Source organism: Deinococcus radiophilus (assembly GCF_020889625.1).
GTDB classification, from domain to species: domain Bacteria; phylum Deinococcota; class Deinococci; order Deinococcales; family Deinococcaceae; genus Deinococcus; species Deinococcus radiophilus.
Genome location: NZ_CP086380.1, coordinates 1,633,055 through 1,654,456 on the forward strand (window position 1 = coordinate 1,633,055; position 21,402 = coordinate 1,654,456).

17 protein-coding genes and 2 tRNA genes are annotated in these 21,402 nt (G+C 62.4%); 15 read left to right on the forward strand and 4 right to left on the reverse strand.

Features of this window, described 5'->3' with window-relative positions; translation table 11 throughout:
• The first annotated feature begins 9 nt into the window (after positions 1-9).
• From LMT64_RS08255 to LMT64_RS08270, 4 genes are all read left to right on the forward strand, one after another.
• A complete protein-coding gene (locus LMT64_RS08255; RefSeq protein ID WP_126351105.1) occupies positions 10-1,215 on the forward strand; it encodes a phosphopentomutase in 1,206 nt (401 codons plus the stop codon).
• A gap of 9 nt (positions 1,216-1,224) precedes the next feature.
• Positions 1,225-1,929 carry a hypothetical protein gene (locus LMT64_RS08260; protein ID WP_229253151.1) on the forward strand — a complete coding sequence of 235 codons (705 nt, stop codon included), beginning with the start codon at positions 1,225-1,227 and terminating at the stop codon, positions 1,927-1,929.
• Between the two features lie 68 nt (positions 1,930-1,997).
• Complete coding sequence (locus LMT64_RS08265; protein ID WP_126351104.1) at positions 1,998-2,489, forward strand: DUF420 domain-containing protein; 492 nt, start codon at positions 1,998-2,000, stop codon at positions 2,487-2,489.
• 43 nt (positions 2,490-2,532) lie between these two features.
• Positions 2,533-3,687, forward strand: a complete 1,155-nt coding sequence (locus LMT64_RS08270; protein ID WP_126351103.1) for a DUF418 domain-containing protein — start codon at positions 2,533-2,535, stop codon at positions 3,685-3,687.
• A 6-nt stretch (positions 3,688-3,693) separates the two neighbouring features.
• Here the strand turns inward: LMT64_RS08270 and LMT64_RS08275 are convergent, their stop codons facing one another.
• Positions 3,694-4,929 carry a PAS domain-containing sensor histidine kinase gene (locus LMT64_RS08275; RefSeq protein WP_126351102.1) on the reverse strand — a complete coding sequence of 412 codons (1,236 nt, stop codon included), beginning with the start codon at positions 4,927-4,929 and terminating at the stop codon, positions 3,694-3,696.
• Positions 4,930-5,224: 295 nt separating this feature from the next.
• Here LMT64_RS08275 and LMT64_RS08280 point away from each other — a divergent pair, with 295 nt between their 5' ends.
• The 11 genes from LMT64_RS08280 (at position 5,225) to ppk1 (ending at position 18,434) form a co-directional block, all read left to right on the forward strand.
• Entirely contained in the window at positions 5,225-6,208 is a 984-nt protein-coding gene (locus tag LMT64_RS08280; RefSeq protein ID WP_126353712.1) for an IS4 family transposase, read from the forward strand.
• Between the two features lie 298 nt (positions 6,209-6,506).
• Complete coding sequence (locus LMT64_RS08285) at positions 6,507-9,407, forward strand: CheR family methyltransferase (RefSeq protein WP_170165905.1); 2,901 nt, start codon at positions 6,507-6,509, stop codon at positions 9,405-9,407.
• 93 nt (positions 9,408-9,500) lie between these two features.
• Positions 9,501-9,577: transfer RNA gene (locus tag LMT64_RS08290), tRNA-His, on the forward strand.
• 71 nt (positions 9,578-9,648) lie between these two features.
• Positions 9,649-9,731, forward strand: a tRNA-Leu gene (locus tag LMT64_RS08295).
• 192 nt (positions 9,732-9,923) lie between these two features.
• On the forward strand, positions 9,924-11,249 hold the full coding sequence (gene tig, locus LMT64_RS08300; protein ID WP_126351100.1) for a trigger factor: 1,326 nt from the start codon (positions 9,924-9,926) through the stop codon (positions 11,247-11,249).
• Positions 11,250-11,373: 124 nt separating this feature from the next.
• Positions 11,374-12,405, forward strand: coding sequence for a beta-ketoacyl-ACP synthase III (locus LMT64_RS08305; RefSeq protein ID WP_126351099.1), 1,032 nt, complete (start codon positions 11,374-11,376; stop codon positions 12,403-12,405).
• Positions 12,406-12,472: 67 nt separating this feature from the next.
• Positions 12,473-13,402 carry an ACP S-malonyltransferase gene (fabD, locus tag LMT64_RS08310; RefSeq protein WP_126351098.1) on the forward strand — a complete coding sequence of 310 codons (930 nt, stop codon included), beginning with the start codon at positions 12,473-12,475 and terminating at the stop codon, positions 13,400-13,402.
• Between the two features lie 50 nt (positions 13,403-13,452).
• A complete protein-coding gene (fabG, locus tag LMT64_RS08315; RefSeq protein ID WP_126351097.1) occupies positions 13,453-14,214 on the forward strand; it encodes a 3-oxoacyl-[acyl-carrier-protein] reductase in 762 nt (253 codons plus the stop codon).
• A gap of 111 nt (positions 14,215-14,325) precedes the next feature.
• A complete protein-coding gene (gene acpP, locus LMT64_RS08320) occupies positions 14,326-14,556 on the forward strand; it encodes an acyl carrier protein (protein ID WP_126351096.1) in 231 nt (76 codons plus the stop codon).
• Between the two features lie 216 nt (positions 14,557-14,772).
• The gene (gene fabF / locus LMT64_RS08325) at positions 14,773-16,008 is read left to right on the forward strand and encodes a beta-ketoacyl-ACP synthase II (RefSeq protein ID WP_229253152.1); all 1,236 of its coding nucleotides are present in this window, start codon (positions 14,773-14,775) and stop codon (positions 16,006-16,008) included.
• Positions 16,009-16,364: 356 nt separating this feature from the next.
• Positions 16,365-18,434 carry a polyphosphate kinase 1 gene (ppk1, locus tag LMT64_RS08330; RefSeq protein WP_126351139.1) on the forward strand — a complete coding sequence of 690 codons (2,070 nt, stop codon included), beginning with the start codon at positions 16,365-16,367 and terminating at the stop codon, positions 18,432-18,434.
• A 306-nt stretch (positions 18,435-18,740) separates the two neighbouring features.
• On the opposite strand, the gene LMT64_RS08335 is transcribed toward ppk1, so the two are convergent.
• The 3 genes from LMT64_RS08335 to ftsZ form a co-directional block, all read right to left on the reverse strand.
• Positions 18,741-19,718, reverse strand: a complete 978-nt coding sequence (locus tag LMT64_RS08335) for an ADP-ribosylglycohydrolase family protein (RefSeq protein ID WP_126351138.1) — start codon at positions 19,716-19,718, stop codon at positions 18,741-18,743.
• Positions 19,715-20,047 carry a thioredoxin domain-containing protein gene (locus tag LMT64_RS08340; RefSeq protein ID WP_324295878.1) on the reverse strand — a complete coding sequence of 111 codons (333 nt, stop codon included), beginning with the start codon at positions 20,045-20,047 and terminating at the stop codon, positions 19,715-19,717. Before LMT64_RS08340 ends, LMT64_RS08335 begins: the two co-directional genes overlap by 4 nt.
• A 183-nt stretch (positions 20,048-20,230) precedes the next feature.
• Positions 20,231-21,286, reverse strand: coding sequence for a cell division protein FtsZ (ftsZ, locus tag LMT64_RS08345; protein WP_126351093.1), 1,056 nt, complete (start codon positions 21,284-21,286; stop codon positions 20,231-20,233).
• Between the last annotated feature and the right edge of the window lie 116 nt (positions 21,287-21,402).

Genomic DNA, 21,402 nt, shown 5'->3' on the forward strand with positions numbered 1-21,402 from the left:
GCTGTACCCATGCTACTGACCATTCTTGTTTTGGATTCCGTTGGTGTGGGTGCCCTGCCGGACGCCGCACGATTTGGCGACCCGCAGCAAGGCGGAGACGCAGGTTCGTTCACCCTGAACAACACCCTACGCGCTGCCCCAGTGACCCTGCCGAATCTGGCAGGCCTGGGCCTCGGAGCTATCCCGGGCGTCGAGACGAACGAGGCGACCATCCCAGACGTGAGCGGCGCAGCCGGAGCCTATGGGCGCATGGAAGAAGTCAGCCCCGGCAAGGACTCGTCCACCGGACACTGGGAGTTTATGGGCGTGCAGCTGGAGAACGCTTTTCAGGTCTACCCACAGGGCTTTCCGCCAGAGGTGATGGACCGCTTTGACGCTGCCACTGGGCGCGGGCACCTGTGCAACCTGCCCTACTCCGGCACCGAAGTTCTTAAGGACTATGGCCGCGAGCATCTGGAGACGGGCGACCCCATCGTCTACACCAGCGCCGATAGCGTCTTTCAGGTGGCCGCTCACGTGGACAAAGTGCCGCTGGAGCAGCTGTATGCCTGGTGCGAGGCGGCCCGCGAGATTCTGCAAGGTGAACACGCCGTGGCCCGCGTGATTGCCCGTCCCTTTGCCGGTGAGTCCCCTTTCGAACGGCTCAACGACCACCGCAAGGACTACTCGTTGGTGCCGCCACGCACCGTACTGGACGCTCTCAAGGAAGCTGGCCGCGAAGTGATCGGGATCGGTAAGATTCCGGACCTGTACGCTGGGCAGGGCTTTACGGAGATGCACCACACCGACGACAATGCCGACGGCATCCGTCAGACGCTGGCCCGGATGCACAAGGCTGCGCAGGAAGGAACCGAAGGGCTGATTTTCACCAATCTGGTGGATTTCGACTCCAAGTTCGGCCACCGCCGCGACCCTGAAGGGTACTCGGCGGCGCTGAAAGCCTTCGACAACGCGCTGCCGGAATTCCTGGCGGCTGTTCCCGAAGACGGAGCCTTGCTGATCATCTCGGATCACGGCAACGACCCCAGCTGGTACGGCAGCGATCACACCCGTGAATATGGCCTTCTGCTGGGTTACCGCCCAGGCATGAGCGGTCTGACCGACCTGGGAACCCGACAGACCTTCGCCGATGTGGGCGCCACTGCTGCCGATGCGCTCAAAGCAGAGTGGGACGGCCCCGGTCAGAGTTTCTGGCCTGAGCTGAGCGGGCAATGAGTCAGCATCATGTCTGACCCGGCAGGTCCACCCGGCCTGTTCGACCTGAGCGGTGGCCTGCCCCACTGGGCCCAGGCAGGCGAGGAGTTCGAGCTGGCCCTCAGCCTGGGCGGCAAGTACGCTGGCACACAGCGCTGGAGCATTCACCCGGAACGCGGCGCGGTGGTGACACGGGTGGATACGGAATTCGGGGGAGTATTGCCGCACCTGCGAATGCAGCAGACCAGCCGCCTGCACCCCCGAACCCTGGCGCAGCTGGGCTATACCGAGGGCGAAGGCGGACGCACGGGCTACGACCTGAGTCTCGACTACCGCAGCGGCCTGGTGCGGCTACGGCAGCGCGGCGAAGAGGCGGAGTTGCCGCTCCTACAAGACCATCTGGACCCGGTGTCCGTGCTGCTGTGGGTGCGGGAGTGGCAGGTTCCGGTGGGCACCCAGCGCATCGTACGGCTGGCGGGAAACGGCATCCATGTCCAGCGCCTCCCCGATGGTCCAGTGACGGACTCCCCAGAAGCAGCAGACAGCCAAGTTTTCGTGCTGCGGCCTGGCGGGGCTGGGGTCTGGCGCTCTGCCACGCAGCCGCACACCTTCTTACGACTGACGCAGCCTACGCCCTTTGGAATGATTGACGCCCTGCCTGGGGGCAGCTGGTCCGAGCGACCCGGCGTGCGGGGCGACTCGGCCAAGCCGCGTGAGCGGCGGCGGGTGGGCTGAACCCGCGACCCTGAGCAGGGACTCTCTGCCCTGACCGCCCGTTCAGCTCACCGCTATAGTGACCTGCAATGTTTCCAGATGCCGCCATCATCAACCAAGCTGCTGTCACCACGATTGTCCTGAGCGGCCTCGCGCTGCTGGCGGGAGTCTTTTTCATTCGTTCTGGGGAACGCGAAAAACATATGCGGGCCATGCTGACGGCCAGCGCTTTAGCGGCACTCTTTCTGGTACTGTACCTGACCCGCCTGGCCCTGGGCTACGAAAAAGCCTATGCCGGACCGGAGGAGTGGCGGACAGCCTACTTTGCCCTACTGATCAGCCATGTGGCCCTGGCCACGGCCAACCTGCCGCTGGCCGTCATTCCGCTGGGCTACGCTTACAAAGGCCTCAAGGCCGCAGGCAACCTGGCCCGTGTCGAACAGGTGGCGGAAGCCCGTGAGGCCTTTGCCAAGCACCGCGCTTGGGTCCGCTGGACAGTGCCGGTGTGGCTGTATGTGGCGGTGACGGGTTGGATCATTTACCTGATTCTAGGCCGCTACGGCGAAGTGATGGGGCATTGATCCAGCCAGCACCCTGAGCCCGCCGCTGCGCTAGCCTCGGACTGTGACCCAGCCTGCGCCCGATACTGTCCTGCCTCCCGATGCAGCCCCGTCTGTTCACGCCCCAGTGGCAGCGCAGGACCGTGCCCTCCTGCCGGATGCACTGCGGGGCTTCGCCCTACTGGGTATCGCCCTGATCAACGTGCAGGACTTCGCAGGTTTTCGGATGTGGGAACAGCAGGGCCTGGACCGCGCTGTACAGGTGATGACCGACGTGCTGTTCAATGGCAAGTCCATCACCCTGTTTGCCATGCTGTTCGGCTGGGGCGCGGCGGGGCTGTGGGAGCGGCATGGCGCAGCACTGTACATCCGGCGGCACTTGCTGCTGCTGGTCATTGGGTTGCTGCATTTCGCGCTGCTGTGGCACGGCGACATCATTGCCGGCTACGCCGTGGGCGCTTTTATTTTCATGCTGCTGCTGCGCTTCCGGGCCACGGCACTGCTGCGCTGGGCCTGGGGGCTGTATCTGCTGGGCGTGCTCAACTACGTGGCGGGCTACGGCATGTTCAGCACCACACCGGGTTCACGGCAGCTGTTCTCGGAAACCTTTGCGCCGGGCCAGAGCTACGCCAGCATGCTGCAAGCACGGTTGGCCGAGGTGCCCGAGCAAGTGCTGAGCGGTGTTTGGCTGGCGAGTATCACGCTGCCGCTGTTCGCCTTCGGGGGCTGGGCCTACCGCTCTGGTCTGCTGACCCGTCCCGCCGAACACTTGCCCCTGCTGCGCCGTTTGCTGGGCTGGGGCTTGGGTCTGGGTATCCCGCTGAGCCTGGGCCTGGCTTATCTGAACACGGTGGATACGGAGCAGGCCGGTCTGCTGTCTGAGGGCATGCGGCTTGTCAGCGGCCTGCCGATGGCCTTCGGGTATGTAGGACTGTTCGGCCTGGCTGTGGTTCAGCGTCCTGGCCTCCCGGCACTGCAGGCCCTGTCGAACAGTGGGCGACTGGCACTGACGCACTACATCAGTCAGTCCATCGTGCTGACCAGTATTTTTTACCCGTACACGTTTGACCTGCGCGGCCATGTCGGAGCGGCAGCAGCAGTAGGCACTGCGCTGGTTCTGGCGCTGGCTCAGATTGCCTTGAGCCGCCTGTATCTGGCCCGGTATGGCCGTGGACCACTTGAAAGCCTGCTGCGCTGGGCGGTGTACGGACGCCGCTGAGCGCCCTCAGGGGGCAGCGGGCAGGACCAGCGTGAAGCTGGCTCCCTGATCCTGTCCCGCCGATTCGGCCCAGATGCGGCCACCCTGGCGGAGCATCAGGCGCCGCACCACAGCCAAGCCCACGCCCTCACCGGGAAAATCGCGCTCAGGGTGCAACTTGCGGAAGACCTCGAACATGGATTCGCGGTAATTAGGATTGAAACCGCGTCCATTGTCGCGCAGATAAATGACGATTTCAGCTCCGACTTGCTCAGCCCAGATCCGCAAGGTGGGATGGGGACGGCCATCGGTGGCTTTAAAGGCATTCTCCAGCAGTTGCCGCAGGACCGTTTGCATGGACTGCGTATCACAAATCACCCTGGGCAGGTCCTCACGGTGGAGGGTCAGCCCCGGCGCGTTCCCACTTTCCTTGAGGGCAGCGTCCAGCACCCGGTCGAGGTCTATGGCCGTCAGACTGAGCTGAGAGTTGCAGGCCAGGGCCAGCTGATCCAGCGCACTGATCAGCGTCTCCATGCGCCGCGCCGAAGCCACAATGGTCGCCACCGAGCGGCGCGACTGCTCATTGAGATCAGCCGTTTCGAGGCGGCCAGCAAAGCTCAGGATATGCCGCAATGGCGTCGCCAAGTCGTGTGCGACCGACTGCATAAAGCGCTCCATTTCGCTGGCCATGCTCAGTGCGTCTGCCGTCCGCTGCTCAATGCGGCTTTCAAGTGTCTGGTTCAGATGCACCAGGTCGCGCTGGGCTTTTTTCAGGGCCGTAATATCCGAAAGGGCCATCAGCAGCTGCGAGCCTCCCGGTCCGGCCTCCTGAACATTGTGGCTGACCACCAGCTCGACCTGTGCGTAACAGCTCTGACCGTCGGCACGCAGCAACTTGAATTCTGCCGACTTGCCCCCCTGAAGCAAGCGGCCTTCCAGGGTTCCCAGCAGAGCTTCCAACTGCCCATGCTGCTGCCAGTGCAGCCAGTGGGTCAGCTGCTGACCTTCCAGTTGTCCACTGGCCAGACCCAACATGGCTCCCGCTGCATGATTGGCACGCATAATCTGGCCGCTGCGGTTCAGGACCATATAGCCGACTGGCGCATCCTCAAACAGCAACTGATAGCTGGCGGAATCGCCCGGCCAGCCCTGAGGACCTAAAACAGTTGCGGGGTCAGCAGCTGTCCTGTCTGCCTGGACCTGCTCTACTTGCAGCTGAGCGCCACCTTCGCTCTCAGAGCTAGAAAAATTTGGGATGGTCATGCAGCACTCCTGTCGGTTGCTTCTGAGCAGCCAGGCCTTCAAGGGGACCAAATCAAACAGCGAGTCTGACAGACCTCAGTAGGTGACAACTTCAGTTTCACATTGTCCTAGACGGCAAAAACCAACAGTCGGCCCCATCAAGCTTGATGGGGCCGACTGTTCACGGTTTCCTGAGAGTGTGAAAACAACAGAATCCGCCGCCCAGCAGGCTACCGTACTGACCCGCCACTTCAAAGCACACGCGAGTCACCTCCGCATTGACACCCTTCAGCGGCTGATCGATGTGCTTCTGGCGATGATTGCCGCGAGGAGCATCAATCATCACGACCTGAGTCCTCACATGCCCGGTATCAGCACGCCGCAAGCCAAGAAAAGAAGGGCGGACCGAACCTTCCGGGATGAGCAGCTGGACATGGACTTTTTCATCGCTCTGCTCGTCGTCCATCTTCCACCGGGGAAGGTGTTGCTGAGTCTGGACCGCACCAACTGGGAGCATGGGGAAACGCCCATCAATTTTCTGGTGCTTGGAGCCGTGGTTCATGGCTTCACCCTGCCCCTGATTTGGGTTCCTCTTGATGAGTCTGGGAACAGCCATACCTATGCCCGTATGTGGCTGGTATTGAAGCTCCTCCGCGTCTTGCCAGCGAAACGCTGGCAAGGCCTGGTGGCTGACCGTGAGTTCATCGGTGCGGAGTGGTTCCGTTTTCTCCGTCGTCAAGGCATCAAGCGGGCGATCCGCATTCGGCACAGCGACATGCTGGACGACACGAATGGGAAGGAATGGTTTAAGCACGTCCAGCACGGTCATTTCCATGAAATCGACGAAAAGGTGTTCGTGTTTGGCGAACTCATGCGGGTGGTCGCGACGAGGTCATCCACAGGTGACCTCGTCATCATTGCCACAGATTTCAGCGCTCGGAAGACCTGGAAGCTGTACAAGCAGCGCTGGTCAATCGAGTGCACCTTCAGCAGCTTCAAGATGCGAGGCTTCGACCTGGAGCGGACTGGGATGACGGAAAGGAGCCGTCTACAGCGGCTCTTTGGCCTGGTGACACTGGCCTGGGTGTTCTGCTTGCGCCTGGGGGTCTGGCTGGGCCAGACCCAGCCCATCCCCGTTCTCAAGCATGGTCGTAGAGCGGTCAGTCTGGTGCGGCACGGTGCTCAGCATCTCGTGGATGCCTTACGGTGGAAACCCAAACAGTTCATGGCTGTCCTAGACCTGTTGACCCAGCCCTTTTGCCCACCAGGAGCGCCTTTAGACGAAGTTGTCACCTACTGAGCTGACAGACCTCCGACCCGCTCACGCCGTACGGACTTCAGTGTAACAAATTCATAATTTTGTGTGAAGGCATATTGAAGCTGGAATCAGTTCCAGCACTATCCGGGGATAGGCCTGAGGCAAGAGATCAACTTGTTGCGCAGAGACTTGACAGTATTCAGTCTGCCAAGCCGGCTCATAAAGACCCGTTGAGCCTATGAATTTTTCTTTGCTGCGTAAAGGTTAAATACCAGTTTTTTAAAGGTCATTCTTGAGGACCGAGCACGCATAGGCTCTAGCATGAGTTGAAGGTGTCATGATGTCCAAAGTAACGACTCAGTCTGCTTTTTCAGAAGGTGCGCCGCTTACGGGGGTCGTCGCGATTCTGAGCGAAGCGCAGGCGCTGGACGCGCTGGAGCAGTGCATGGCTGGGCTGAGCACGGGATTGGGCCGCACTTATCTCCTGCTGGTTCACGGACAAAGGGCGGCATGGTTAGCGCCGCAGCTACAGCGACTGCTGCCCATTCCAGTCCTGGTTCCTGCTCCTCAAGACAAGATGACCATGCAGCCTGACCATCTGTATGTGCTGTCCATGCAGCAAGGTTGGACGGTTCAGGGTAATGCACTATGGGCCAAAGCAGACGGATGTACCGAGGACTGCGCTGCCGAGCTGCTCTTGGAGCTGGCGGCGCAGTATGGTCCCGACCTCAAGACGGTGATCCTGGCAGGTCAGACTGAACTGCCTGGTGCAGCTGACCTGCGTGCTGTGACACAGGCCGGTGGGCAGCTGCTGGTGCTGGCGCCCGAAACCTCGCACTACTCGCGCTTGCCCCGCTCAGTGCTGGCACAAACGCGGCCCACCGCTGTGCTGGGAGCCGAAGACCTGGCCGTGATGCTGTCAGCAGGCCCAGCCAGCAGCGCACTGACCCGCGAACAGCTCGGCCTGCTGGGTACAGCCCAGTTGCCGCAGCCACTGGACAAGGTGCTGGCAAGCGTGACCGAAACAGCCAGGCAGCACACTGGGCAAGACTTCGCCGCCTACCGCTGGACGACACTGCTGCGGAGAATTGACCGCCGGATGCAACAGCTGGATTTGCAGACGCTCGGGGACTATCAGCGCTGGCTCAGCAACCATCCGGATGAGGCAACTGCGCTAAAGGATGAACTGCTGATCAATGGAACTCGGTTTTTCCGGGACCGCCCAGCGTTTGCTGCGCTGGAAGAAGCGTTGAGGGAGCTGGTTCGCCGTCCTGACCGCGACGCTGCCACTTGGCGAGTCTGGGTTCCCGCGTGTTCCAGCGGTGAAGAAGCTTACTCTATTGCGATGCTCCTGACTGAAGTGCTGGAAAGTGAGCCGCTGGGAGCAAAGGGCTCGCCGCGACATTTTCAGATTTTTGCCACGGACATCTCGCCGGAATATCTGGACCGCGCACGTCAGGGTCACTACAGTCAGGCTGCTGCACAGGCGCTCACACCAGAGCGGCGCGCCCGCTTTCTAGAGCAGGTTTCCGGTGGCTACCGCGTGAGAGCTGAATTGCGTCAGCAGATCGTGTTCGCCCAGCATGACGTCATCAAAGACCCACCACTGACCGACCTGGACCTGATCTCCTGCCGCAACTTGGTGCACTATCTGCGGCCTGAGGTGCAGCGGCAGGTACTGGACGGTTTTGCTGCTGGCCTGCGGCCTGCTGGTTTGCTGCTGCTGGGTGTGTCTGAACCCCTGTCCCCAACTCTTGTGAATGAGGACATTGGGCTGAACTTTGATGTGCTGGACTCTGCCCAGAGCCTCTTCCGACGTAGCTCAGCGGTCAGGCCGCCATCTTCCAGCTGGCTTAGCCATTTTGTGCCCGCTCCAGAGTTGCCTGGCAGCACGAAACCGCGTCCGACAGCGCTGGGGATAAAGGCACTGGAGGCCTTAAGCACCTGGACTCCACCCGCCGCCGTAGTCAGCGCTCAGGGCGAACTGCTGTGGCTGAATCATGCGGCGTCGCAGTGGCTGGGCATATCGGTGCGGCCCGGCGCGGTCCTGGCCGGTCTGTTGCCTGCGGAAGTGCAAGCGGCCTCTCAGGCCGTCTTGTCAGCAGCCATCCATGATCGCAGACGTGTTCAGCGCGCTTTCGGAGAGACAGGCGGATTCCTCAGCGCTGAGCCCTTGCCACAGTCGGCGGCCTATCTGGTGGTGTTTGACGGCGTAGCCGCTTCTTTGCACAGCTCCGGATCAGGAGTCGGCGCGGCCAGTCCATCACCGCTAGACCAAGAACTGAGCTACAGCCGGGCCTATATCCAGGATCTGCTGAATGAGCGGGAACTTCTCCGCAGTGACCTGCGGGCCATTCAGGGAGACCTATTGCTCACCCAAGAAACCCGCCGCACCCTGCAAGACCTACTGGCACGGCAAACGGCCCTCCCACCCGGGCGGCCAGACCAGCACTGCGCCGGCGAAGCTGCTGGGCCACAGCCTGGTCAGTTCACTGCAGGTCAGTGGGCCACAATGGCACAGCATCTGGGCCTGATGTCGCTCTGTCTGGACACGGAGGGCCGGGTACAGGCCTTCACCCCAGCCCTGGCTGAGTTGCTTGGCCTCTCCAACGACTCGCTGCAACAGCCGCTGCCCAGCCTGCATACTAGACTGCGCGATATTGACCTGACTGCCGTTGCCAGACAGGTCGTAGAGCACCTCACAAACCTGGAACAGGAGGTGGCGACCCCTCAGGGACAGTGGTTTCACCTGAGGGCCACGCCGTGCGTGATGGACGATGTGGTGGGTGGAGTGCTGATCAATCTGGCCCCTTTGGTGGCCCACGCCGCCCAGCAGGACCTGGAAATCACCGAGCAACAGCGCAATCATTTGCTGCATCAGCTGGTACTGCCGGTCGCGCTGCTGGACGATGACCTACGCGTGATGGCCCTCAGCCGTGGCCTGGCCGAGGTGCTGAAGATTGATCCGACGCTGGCTCCCGGACAGTATCTGACCGACCTGCTCCCCGCCCGGTCCATGGGCACAGGTTGGCAGCAGACGCTGGATAACGTGCGTTACTCCGGTCGTCCAGGATACTTGCAGCTGCAACTGCCCTCGGGTCACTACCAGGCGACACTGACCCGACCTCACCTGGCCGACCCTGAGCAGCCTCACCGCCCAGCCGACCCGGTCTGGCTGATTCTGGACGGCCCAAGAGAGCCACAACAGCTTCTGGACCCTGACGCGCTGCCTTTTCCCTGAGGTGGACCTGCGCTGCCCCACCTTGACAGCGGGGGGGCTTTTCTTTAGCATGGCTAAGCCTGATTGCGTCTTATGTGCTACAAGGCAGCTGTGGTGGGATTAGCTCAGTTGGTTAGAGCGCCGCTCTGTGGAAGCGGAGGCCGTGGGTTCAAGTCCCATATTCCACCCCAACACCAGGAAGCCCCGCTTGTTTTGGCAGTGGGGCTCCTTTATTCTCAAACTTAAGTCAGGCCAGAAGTGCGCGAGGATGGCGGAATTGGTAGACGCGCCAGACTTAGGATCTGGTTCTTCGGAGTGAGGGTTCAAGTCCCTTTCCTCGCACCAACAGCGGCGGCCCAGCCTAGGGCCAGCCGCTTTTTTGTTTGTATGGACGGACCAAGGTGGCGACTCCAGGGCTGCCACTGCTGGTGCGTGTATAGTACGCTTTTGAAGCAAAGAGGCCCACCCGCGCCCAGTCCGCCCAACGTGGTGGGGCAGCGCAGTCCTTAAACCGGGGTGCGGCTATACGGGAGATTCATGGCAGAGTTAATCAAAAAAGATGGTCATCAGGTCGAATTCAAAGTCGAAGTCCCCGCCGCTGAAGTGAACAGCGCCTTTGACGCCGTGTGGAAAGGTCTGGCCCAGCAGGCTCGCGTGCCCGGCTTCCGCCCCGGCAAGGCTCCGCGCCGCGTGATCGAAAAGCGCGTGGGCGAGGGCTACGTGGAAGGCGAAGTCCAGAACCGCCTGGTGAACGCTCACTTCCCCCGCGCCGTGCGCGAGCTGGAACTGAATATGGTGGACGCCCAGATTGACCCTCAGCCGGTGCGGAGCGGTGAAACCTTTACCTTCAATGTCACTGGCGACCTGTACCCCGAAGTGACCCTGGGCGACTGGAAGGGCCTGAGCCTGGAAGCCGCCGCACCTGAAGTCACCGACGAAGTGGTAGACCGCACCTTGGCCGACATGCAGGAACGCGCCGCTACCTTTGAAGACGTGAGCCGCGCCATCGAAGCGGGCGATCAGGTCACGGTCGAAGAAGAGGGCGAAGACGGCAGCTACCCCATCTACATGGACATGGCTGGCGAGCACATTCAGCAGGCGCTGATGGGCAAGAACGCTGGCGACGAAGTCGAGATCAGCGTGCCAGCTGAAGAAGGCGAAGACGCCACCCCGGTCAAGGTCAAGGTGCTGAGCATCCGCTCCAAGAACCTGCCCGAGCTGAACGACGACTTTGCCGGCACCATGCAGTTCGAGAACCTAGAGAAACTGCGCGGTACGCTGCGCGAGGAGCTGGAGCGCCGCGCCAAGAGCGAAGGTGACACCGCCCGCCGTGAAGAATTCCTGGACTCCCTGATCAGTGGCATGCAGGTCGATATTCCTCAGTCGCTGATTCAGCGCCGCCAGGATGACCTGATGAACGAAATCCGCAGTGACCTGGGCCGCCAGGGCGTGCGCTGGGGCGAGTACGAAGGCTTCATGCGTGAGCAGGGCAAGCTGGAAGACTTCATGGGTGAACTGGGCCGCAACGCCGAGCAGCGCGTCAAGCGTGACCTGGCCCTGGGCAAACTGGCCGAGGAACTTGGCGTGCAGGTGAGCGATCAGGAGTTCAGCCAGAACCTGATGGCCATGGCCCAGATGAGCGGCGTCAGCGCTCAGGAACTGCAGAGCCAGATGGGTGCAGGTGGCCTGAACGCCTTCTACACCGATATTCTGCGCTCCAAGGCCCTGAACCAGGCTCTGAGTGAGCTGGGTGGGCAGACCGAGGAAGCGCCTGCCAAAGAGGCAAAAGCTGAAGAAGCCAGCACCGAGCAAGCTGCTGAAGCCGACACCAAGACTGAAGACAAGAGCGGCGAAGAAGAATAAGCTTCACCTTCTTAGGAGCGCCTGGGCCATGTGCCTGAGCGCTCCTATTGTGTTGTCTTGGCAGATCCTTGCACCGTGTCCCGAATTCATTGAACCGTCGTTCAAAGAATGCTAGCTTGCAAGTATGACTCAACTCTCCCCCGCCCAAGCGGGCGGTATCGGGATCACCGCGCTGGGCCTGTATGTGCCTGAGCGGGTCGTGACCAACGCCCACTTTGAATCCTATCTGGACACCACCGCCGAGTGGATCGAAACCCGCACCGGGATGCGTGAACGCCGCTACGCCGCCGAAGATGAGTACTCCTCGCACCTGGGTGTGAAGGCCGTACAAGATCTCCTGGCCCGTGACCCTGACGGCCTGAAAGACGTGGACCTGATTCTGTGCGCCACGGGCACCCCCGACGCCATGTTTCCCAGCACCGCGGCCTTGATCGGAGAACAGGTGGGCTTACGTGGTGTGGCCGCCGCCGACATTTCGGTGGCCTGCTCCGGCTTTGTGTATGGACTGGCGATGGCCAAGGGGCAGATCGCTGCGGGCATCGCCCGGCGTGTGCTGGTGATCGGCACCGAAGTGCTGACCAAAAAGGTAGACCAACAGGAGCGCAACAACGCCATCCTGTTTGCTGACGGTGCGGGCGCAGCAGTGGTCGGCCCAGTTCCGGCGGGCTACGGCCTGGGTGAATTCGTGATGGGTGCGGACGGCACAGGCGGGGCCAGCCTGTTTATGCCTGGAGCAGCCCCTCAGCTGCCCGACGGCACCCCAGTAGGCGACTACGCCGGCATGAATGGCCGCGAGGTCTTCAAGTTCGCCGTGCGAATCATTCCCGAAAGCGGTCAGCAGGTGCTGGCCAAATCCGGCATGACGATTGACGATATCAGCTGGATCATCCCTCACCAGGCCAATGTGCGTATCATCGAGGCTGCCGCCGAGCGCTTTGGCGTCTCGACCGAGAAGTTCGTAGTCAACCTGGACCGCTATGGCAATACCTCGGCGGCCACGGTTCCGCTGGCGATTGTGGACGCCGTGCGCGATGGACGCATTCAGGACGGTCAGAACCTGCTCCTGGTCGCCTTTGGCGGTGGCCTGAGCTGGGCCGCCTGTACCCTACGGTGGTGGGCGGGAGCGCCGTCCCTACGCTCCGAGCCAAACGCCTGATCACCCAAGAGAGTGGGGACACCCTTGGGCGTGTCCCTGCAAGTCATGCTTTTAAATGGAGTGCAAGATGACATTCGAGAATCTGAGAGACAAAAAAATCGCGGCCCTGTTTCCCGGCCAGGGGTCGCACGCCGTAGGGATGGGTGCAGACCTGGCCGCTGCCTCTCCGGTAGCTGAGGCGGTCTATCACCAAGCGGAGGCCACGCTGCCCGGCCTGCGGACGCTGATTGAGGAAGGGCCACTGGAAGACCTGACCCTGACCGCCAACCAGCAACCCGCCCTGGTTGCAGCCAGCACCGCTGCCTACCGCGCCTGGACCGAGGCGACGGGCCTAATCCCAGCCTTTGCGGCGGGGCACTCGCTGGGTGAGTATTCAGCACTGGTGGCTGCCGGGGCGCTAAGCCTGGAAGACGCCCTACGCCTGACCCGCCAGCGCGGCGAACTGATGCAGCAGGCTGTTCCCGTGGGCCAGGGGGCCATGAGCGCCGTGATGGGCGACGCGGGCGCGGTACGCGAAGTTTGTAATGGGCTGGACGGGGTACAACCCGCCAATTTCAATGCGCCTACCCAGACGGTGATCTCCGGCAGCGCCCAGGCGGTGGCCGACGCAGGCGCACAACTCAAGGAACGCGGCCTCAAGATCATTCCCCTCAAGGTCAGCGCACCATTTCACTGCCCACTGATGGAACCCGCTCAGGCAGGCCTGACCCCCGCACTGACACAGGTGGCCGTGGGTGAGCTGGCCTTCCCGGTCTACGCCAATGTGACGGCCCAACCTTATGGGGGTGCTCAGGACGTGCCAGATCTGCTGGCCCAGCAGATCACCGCCCCGGTGCGCTGGGTAGAAACCATTCAGGCGCTGCATCAGGCGGGTGCCGAAGTCTTTATCGAGTTCGGCCCCGGCAAGGTGCTGAGCGGCCTCGTCAAGAAGATCGTACCCGGCGCTGAAGTGATCAACGTCGGCAGCGCTGAAGACCTACACGGCGTAGGGCGCTGATGCTGGGGCAGCCTGGCCGCAGCTCTGTACCCCACTTCTAAGGAGAACAAATGACCGAAACAGAATCCCAATCCGCCGCCCGTATTGCCCTCGTCACCGGTTCCAGCCGGGGGCTGGGCCGGGCGATGGCCCTGCAACTCGCCCAGGATGGCTACGCGGTGGCCGTACACTATGGACGCGGCCAGGAACAGGCCGAAGCGGTCGCCGCCGAAATTCGTGACGCGGGCGGCACGGCGCAGGTCTTCGGCGCGGACCTTTCGGATCCCGCCAATGCCGCTGGGCTGGTCGAAGACGTGATCAAGGTGATGGGCGGCCTCATCGTGCTGGTCAACAACGCCGGGATTACCCGCGATGGTCTGGCCATACGCATGAAGGACGAGGACTGGAACGCCGTGATCCAGACCAACCTCAGCAGTGCCTTCAGCGCCAGCCGCGCCGCCATCAAACACATGATGCGGGCCCGCACGGGCCGAATCATCAACGTGAGCAGCGTGGTGGCCCTGAGCGGCAACCCTGGACAGGCCAATTACGTGGCCGCCAAAGCTGGCCTGATCGGGCTGACCAAAGCCCTTGCCAAGGAATATGGCGGGCGCGGCATCACTGTGAATGCCGTGGCTCCCGGCTTTATCGAATCCGACATGACGGCGGACCTCAGCAGCGATCTACGCGCCGAATACGAGAAAAATATTCCGCTGGGCCGCATGGGCCGCCCCGAAGAAGTCGCTGCACTGGTTGGCTTCCTGGCCTCGGAAGGCGCAGGCTACATCTCAGGTCAGACCATCGGCGTGGACGGGGGCATGAACCCGCACTGAGCCTGGGCGCAGCGCAGCTTGCCGGAACCTTAAACCCAGTCTAGCCCGCGCCCCGCTGACGCACAAATCGGCTACACTGGGCTGAATTCCAAACAGCAGGAGGTACGAACCATGGCAGTATTTGATGACGTAAAAGAAGTGATCGTAGAAAAACTGGGCGCCGACGCAGACCAGGTGACTCCCGAAGCCCGCTTCGTGGAAGACCTGGGCGCTGACAGCCTGGAAATCGTCGAGCTGGTGATGGGTCTGGAAGACAAATTCGGCCTGACCATCAGCGACGAAGACGCCGAGAACATCCGCACGGTGCAGGCCGCTGTGGACTACGTCGAGCAGAACCAGTAATTCCCGCCTGTGGTTGCCCAGGCGTCAGCGCCTAAGCATCCCAGATGCCGCGAGAGTGGCCGCAAGCAGACAGAGCGCCCCGTGCGGGTTCTCTGTCGCTTCCGTTTCCGCGTCTCCCCCCTTGATGCTCAGACGCGGCGACCGCCAGCCGCCTCCTGCCGGACGCCCGCTCCACCATCAAGAGCTCACTAAGATTTCCCCACAAGGAGCAAAATCATGGATCTCAAACGTGTTGTCATTACCGGTATTGGCCCTCTTACCCCTATCGGGACCGGCAAGGAAGAATTCGCCCAGGCCCAACGCGCTGGAAAAAGCGGTATCGGCCCCATCACCCGCTTTGATCCGAGTGAGATCGCCAGCAAAATTGCCGGTGAGGTCAAAACCGACCTGAGCCAGTGGATTGCTCCCAAGGAAGCCCGCCGCCTGGACCGGGTGGTGCAGTTCGCACTGGCCGCCGCCGATCTGGCTGTAGAAGACAGTGGCCTGACCCGTGAAGAAATCGCTGGCGAGCGCACCGGTACCCTGATCGGCAGCGGGATCGGGGGCATGGAAACCTTCGAGGCGCAGTCCAAAGTGAATTTCGAGCGTGGCGCGGGGCGCATTAGCCCAATGTTTATTCCGATGATGATCGCCAACATGGCCACCGGACACGCGGCCATGCGCTACGGCCTGATGGGACCGAGCAGCACGGTGGTCACGGCCTGCGCGACCGGGACCGGGTCCATCGGTGAGGCGGCCCGCTATATCCAGCTGGGCCTGGCGGACCGGATGCTGGCCGGCGGCACCGAGGCCAGCATCGTGCCGCTGGCGATGGGCGGCTTTGCCAACATGAAGGCGCTCAGCACCCGCAACGACGATCCCCAGGCCGCCAGCCGTCCTTTCGACGCCGAGCGTGACGGCTTCGTGATGGGTGAAGGTGCGGGCGTGGTGATGCTGGAGGAATACGAAATGGCCAAAGCCCGCGGCGCCAACATCTACGCTGAGGTGCTGGGCTTTGGCGTGAGCGCCGACGCGCACCACATCACCATGCCTGCGCCACGGGGTGCCGGGGCACAACTGGCCATGCGTATGGCCCTGCGGACCGCTGGTATCAACCCCGAGCAGGTGGGCTACATCAACGCGCACGGCACCTCCACACCCGCCAACGACCTGCACGAAACCCAGGGCATCAAGCACGTGTTTGGCGACCACGCCTATGAGCTGGCCGTGAGCAGCACCAAGTCCATGACCGGACACCTGCTGGGCGCAGCGGGCGCGGTAGAGGCCATCGCGGTGGCTCAGGCGCTACAGGACGGCATTCTGCCGCCGACCATCAACCTGACCAATCCCGACCCTGAGTGCGACCTGGACTACGTCGCCGATGGCGCGCGCGAAAAGCAAGTGGACTATGCCCTGAGCAACTCTTTCGCTTTCGGTGGCCAGAACGCCGCACTGGTGCTGCGCCGGGTGTAATCCGGTCGGCGCGAGTGGACGGCTGCAGAAGCTGACATTCCGCTGACCTACAGGCGGCGGCCTTGCGCTTCAATGGGGCCGCGCACCTGTTTTTTCTGTTCAGATGCGTTCCTTTGAGGTAACGAATGACCAAAGCCAAATCCCCTCGCCGCACTTCCTCCAAACCTTCCGCCACCAAGCCCACTGCGGGCCAATCGGCCTCTAGGGCCTCCAAAACCACGCCACAACGCAAACGGCCCACCGCAGCCAAAGCCAAACCCCAAACCACCGAAGCCAAAGCCTCCAGTGCTGGCAAAGCGAAGGGTGTTGGTCCTACCGAACCCTTGGTAGGGGCCGCCTCTGCCAAAGTGGAAGTGATGGCCGAGTTGCCACAGGACTCGTCGCCCCGTCCTCTGCTCGAAACCTTCAGCACACTGGCCAATCCAGGCAGTGAATATCTCAACCGTGAGATGTCCTGGCTGGCCTTCAACGAGCGCGTGCTGGCCGAAGCCAAAGATGAGCGCAATCCGCTGTTGGAACGCCTCAAATTTGCCGCCATCTGCGGCAGCAATCTGGACGAGTTCTTCATGGTGCGCGTGGCGGGGATTCATCAGCAGATTGCCGCTGGCGTGCAGACCCCCAGCCTGGACGGCCTGTTGCCGCGTGAAGTGCTGCGGCTGGTGCGTGAGCACACTCAGGCCATGATGACCGAAATCGAGACGGTCACCCGGCGTATTTTCGCGGCGTTGGAAGAACAGGGCGTGCGCATCTGGCGCATGGACGAGCTGGACGAGGGGGACCGCGCCCAGGCCCGCGCCCACTACCTCAGTCAGATTCAGCCGGTGCTGACACCGCTGGTGGTGGACCCCAGTCACCCCTTTCCCTACATCAGCAACCTGAGCCTGAACCTGGCCGTGCTGCTGGAAGGCAAGAAGAAAAAAACCGATCCGGATTTCGCCCGCGTGAAGGTGCCGGTGGGCGTGCTGCCGCGCCTGGTGGACATCGGCGGCAAGCTGCTGCTGCTCGAAGACATCATGGCCGCGCACATGGGCGAGCTGTTCCGGGGCCGCCGGGTGCAGGCCGCTTACCTGTTCCGCGTGACCAGGAACACCGACTTCGACTTTGACGAGGACGAGGCCGAGGATCTGCTGGCCACGGTGGAGGACGGCCTGCGCCGCCGCCGCTTCGGCAACCCGGTGCGCCTGGAAGTGATGGACAACTTGCCGCGCCGCCTGGTGAGGTATCTGCAGGAGCGCATGAACATCTCGCCGCAGGACGTGTATCAGCTGAGCGGCCCACTGGGAACCAGTGACCTGATGGGCCTGCCGGTGGACCGCCCGGACCTGAGCTTTGCGGCCCACCAGCCGCACCTGCATCCCTTTGTGCGCGGTGATGACGAGTGCATTTTTGACGTGTTGCAACGTCGCGATATCCTGCTGCACCACCCTTACGACTCGTTCGAGCATGTCCTGAACTTTCTGGAAGAAGCCGCCGCCGATCCCTCGGTGCTGGCGATCAAGCAGACCCTGTACCGGACTGGCGACGATTCCCGTCTGCTGGGAGCACTGCGCTCCGCTGCCGAGGCAGGCAAGCAGGTGGTGGCCTTTATTGAACTGAAAGCCCGCTTTGACGAGCAGCGCAACATCTCCTGGGCCAAACAACTGGAACGGGCTGGAGCACACGTGGTTCACGGCATGGCGGGCCTCAAGACCCACGCCAAGGTCACGCTGGTGGTACGGCGCGAGGGGGGCGGGCTGCGCCGCTACGTGCATATCGGGACTGGCAACTACAATCCCAAAACGGCGCGGCTGTACACCGACCTCAGCCTGCTGACTGCCAATGATGAATTGGGGGCAGACGCCACCGAGCTGTTCAACCACCTGACTGGGTACGCCGAGGCAGAATACCGCCATATGCTGGTGGCCCCACATAGCGCCCGCAGCGGCTTTATCGAGCGGTTGGAGCGCGAAGCTGAAGTGGCGCGGCAGGGCGGCGACGCCTGGTTCGTGGGCAAGTGCAACCAGCTGACCGACCCCGCCATGATCGAGGCGCTGTACCGGGCCTCACAGGCAGGCGTGCGCGTTCAGATGGTGATCCGCGGCGTGTGCTGCCTGCGTCCTGGCGTTCCAGGCATGAGCGAAAACATCCAGATTCGCAGCCTCCTGGGCCGCTTCTTGGAACATTCGCGGATTTACGCCTACGGCAACGGTGGCAACCCAGAAGTGTATTTCGGCAGTGCCGACTGGATGAGCCGCAACCTGGACCGCCGGGTAGAGGTGTTGGCTCCGGTACTGGTTCCCCACCTGCGGGACGAGTTCCTGGACATTATGCAGACCGAGCTGAGCGACGAGCGCGGCTCGTGGGTACTGGACGAGGCCGGGGTCTATGCCAAGTTGTCCGGCGACCGCAGCGCCCAGGCGGAATTTGCCGAGGACAACCTCATCTGAGGCGAGTGCAGGGCTGGTCCTGACCGGGCGCGTGGGTGGTGAGCCAAGGCCAGCGCACCCGGTCTTCTTTGGCTTTGGGCAAAAAGAGTTGAGGAGTGCAGTTCAGTGGGTTAAGAACCAAATGCCCAGCGGTCAGTTCAGTCAGCCCGTAGGGAGCATAAAGTTCGCCCGTGTTTTTACCAGAGGTGAACCCTGGCTTGATTCCGTGGCTGAACCTCGGCAGGCAAATCAACGAACGCAGGCAAACGGGAAGTATCTCAGGTGTCACCGGAAGGGGCTGCACCAACTCGCAGCATTGTTCCTCCATCATGTCAGCAGCGCTGGATAATGTTCCACGCAGGCCCACTCGCGCTGCCATCCAGGCCAGCTGTGGCCCAGACGAAGTGGCGGGAGCAAATGCTCTGGCACACTCAGCCCCCGCGCTCCGGCCACTGCCCCCGCCACGCAGGCCACCGTGTCCGAGTCGTCACCCAGCAACGCAGCAGGTTCAATGCAATCAAACCAGTCGTCAGCGCGGGCATGGGCCAGGGCCGCTTCCAGCGTATCCAGCACATAGCCACTCTGCGAGGTGAGGTGTCCTTCCAGCCCACTGCGGACCCGTTCGCGCACCTGCTGGCGAGCGGCACGGCTGGCTTCACCGAACTCGGCGTAGGCTTCGCGGCTGCCGATTCCGAACAGGCTAGCATCCAGCATCAGGGCACGCGCATCGGTCTGATCCAGTCGTGCCAGCCCATGTGCAGCGGCGCGGGACAGCGGCTCATCCTGTTCCAGCGCCTCCAGCAGCCCCGTAAAGAAGACTGACGCGTACACGCAGCGCGGGTCGGCGTGGGTCAGCGCGGTGACCAGCACACTCTGACGGGCCAGTTCCTCGCCGGTATATTCCGCCAGCCAGACGGCGGCGATCCTCATCAGGCCACCATTCCCTGCACTTTGGTAGCCACTGTCTGCCCAGGCCTGCACGCCGCCGCCTGGGGTTGCGTAGCCCAGGGCACTGCGGGTCAGCCCACCTACATCCGGTGGACGGGTACTTAGCCAGTCCGTCAGGCCGCGCAGCACGCCCTCCAGTCCTTCACCGCGCCGCTCGCCTAGCAGGGTCGCCACGACCATCTGGCTGTCATCGGTGGCCTCGCCCGGCGCGAAGCCAAACACGCTGCCCGGCTGATAGTCGCGCAGGGTCTCGCCGTAGCGTGACTGAATTGCCGCTGGCGTCTTGAATTCAGTGGCGGCCCCCAGCGCGTCGGCGGCACTTAGAGACAGCAAGGTATTCAGGCGGCGATTCATCAGCCCTCTCCTGGCTCCGGGCCATCTCCGGCGACCAGTTCTTCTAGCCAATACTCCAGCCGGGTCTGCGCGTTCTCCTGGCTGCCATAGATGCTGCGCGCCACTTGGCCCCCCTCCAGCGCAATCCAGTGCGGCGTCCCCTCAGTGGCATAGGCGGCAGCCAGTGAGCCGTCGTCATCCAGTGCCACTGTGAAGGGCAATTTCGCGAACCGCTCGGCAAAATGCAGCAAGGTGGGCAGCACCTCCTCGCGCGGCAACTGACGGTGACCCCTCGCCGTATGAACGGCCACAAAGTTCACTGCGTCCCCATACTGTGCATGCAGCCGCTTCATAAAAGGAATGCCCCGCGAAACGCACCCGGCGCACTCCAGATGAAAAAACATCATCAGCGTGGGCCGCATTGGGTCCACCTGTTCAGCATGCCAAACAAAATCCCCCGCCGCAGGCCAGGGCAGGGGAAGGGAAGGTTCAGGAGTCATACTCCAGTGTAAAGGCTCCTGCGACTGAAGCCAGGCTCAGTCGCGCCCGACGTTGCGCAGGAAAGCGGGGATGTCGTAGTCCTTGGGATCGTAGCCCGACGAGCCACCAGTCCGCACGGGGCGAACCATGTTGTCGAAGCTGCTGCCACCTTCAAAGGGGCTGTCGTCAAAGCCGGTCGCAATGACGGTCACGCGCACTTCGTCGCCAGCGGCCTCGTCGGGGGTAATCCCGAACAGCACATCCGGATCTTCCTGGCCGGTGGCCTCGCGCACGCGCTCCAGAATCTCGTTGGCGTCGTTCATGCTCAGATCGTACGAGCCGGTCACGTTCACCAGAATGCGGGTCGCGCCGTCAATGCCGCGCTCCAGCAGCGGCGAGTGAATGGCGGTCATGGCGGCTTCTTCCACCATCTTGTCGCCCCGGCCTGCGCCGATCCCCATCAGAATGGTGCCGGAGTTGCTCAGCAGGTTGCGCACGTCGGCAAAGTCGAGGTTGATCATGCCTTCTACGTTGATCACGTCGCTGATGCCCTTGACGCCGAAGTACAGCACCCGGTCGGCAATCAGGAACGCCTCGCGGAACGACACCTTCTTGTCAATGGCCGTCAGCAGCTTCTCGTTGTTGACCACGATCATGCCGTCGACTCGCTCGGCCAGCTTGCTGATGCCTTCTTCAGCCACGCGCTGGCGCTTAGGGCCTTCAAACTTGAAGGGCCGCGTGACAATCGCCACGCTCAGGATGCCCATCTCACGGGCAATCTCGGCGACCACTGGGGCGCTGCCCGTACCGGTGCCACCACCCATACCCGCGGTGATAAACAGCATGTCGGTGCCGTCGAGGTACTCTTTGATGCGCTCCTTGTCCTCCATGGCGGCTTGCTCGCCCACCTCAGGATTGGCTCCGGCACCCAGACCACGCGTGAGGCGGTCACCCAGCTGAATACGCACTTCGGCGTGGCTCTTGGCCAGTACCTGTGCGTCGGTGTTGCCGGCAATGAATTCCACGCCGTCTAGTCCCGACTCAATCATGCGGTTGACGGCGTTGTTGCCGGCTCCACCCAGTCCGATCACACGAATTTTGGCTGCTTCCATAATGACTCCTTTGTGCTCAGGGAGATGGGCGGCTTTGTGGGCCTCCCGGCTCCGGAGCGCTATGGCTGGCCTCAGTTGGCCTGCGGGACCAGCCACAGCAAAGAAATTGATAAAGG

Bases quoted from the DNA above. Each gene is read 5' to 3' on its own strand.
- ftsZ (WP_126351093.1), bottom strand. From the start codon at position 21,286: ATGGAAGCAGCCAAAATTCGTGTGATCGGACTGGGTGGAGCCGGCAAC.
- LMT64_RS08285 (WP_170165905.1), top strand. From the start codon at position 6,507: ATGTCCAAAGTAACGACTCAGTCTGCTTTTTCAGAAGGTGCGCCGCTT.
- fabD (WP_126351098.1), top strand. From the start codon at position 12,473: ATGACATTCGAGAATCTGAGAGACAAAAAAATCGCGGCCCTGTTTCCC.
- LMT64_RS08255 (WP_126351105.1), top strand. From the start codon at position 10: ATGCTACTGACCATTCTTGTTTTGGATTCCGTTGGTGTGGGTGCCCTG.
- ppk1 (WP_126351139.1), top strand. From the start codon at position 16,365: ATGGCCGAGTTGCCACAGGACTCGTCGCCCCGTCCTCTGCTCGAAACC.
- tig (WP_126351100.1), top strand. From the start codon at position 9,924: ATGGCAGAGTTAATCAAAAAAGATGGTCATCAGGTCGAATTCAAAGTC.
- LMT64_RS08265 (WP_126351104.1), top strand. From the start codon at position 1,998: ATGTTTCCAGATGCCGCCATCATCAACCAAGCTGCTGTCACCACGATT.
- acpP (WP_126351096.1), top strand. From the start codon at position 14,326: ATGGCAGTATTTGATGACGTAAAAGAAGTGATCGTAGAAAAACTGGGC.
- LMT64_RS08305 (WP_126351099.1), top strand. From the start codon at position 11,374: ATGACTCAACTCTCCCCCGCCCAAGCGGGCGGTATCGGGATCACCGCG.
- LMT64_RS08280 (WP_126353712.1), top strand. From the start codon at position 5,225: ATGATTGCCGCGAGGAGCATCAATCATCACGACCTGAGTCCTCACATG.
- fabF (WP_229253152.1), top strand. From the start codon at position 14,773: ATGGATCTCAAACGTGTTGTCATTACCGGTATTGGCCCTCTTACCCCT.
- LMT64_RS08340 (WP_324295878.1), bottom strand. From the start codon at position 20,047: ATGAAGCGGCTGCATGCACAGTATGGGGACGCAGTGAACTTTGTGGCC.
- fabG (WP_126351097.1), top strand. From the start codon at position 13,453: ATGACCGAAACAGAATCCCAATCCGCCGCCCGTATTGCCCTCGTCACC.
- LMT64_RS08275 (WP_126351102.1), bottom strand. From the start codon at position 4,929: ATGACCATCCCAAATTTTTCTAGCTCTGAGAGCGAAGGTGGCGCTCAG.
- LMT64_RS08260 (WP_229253151.1), top strand. From the start codon at position 1,225: ATGTCTGACCCGGCAGGTCCACCCGGCCTGTTCGACCTGAGCGGTGGC.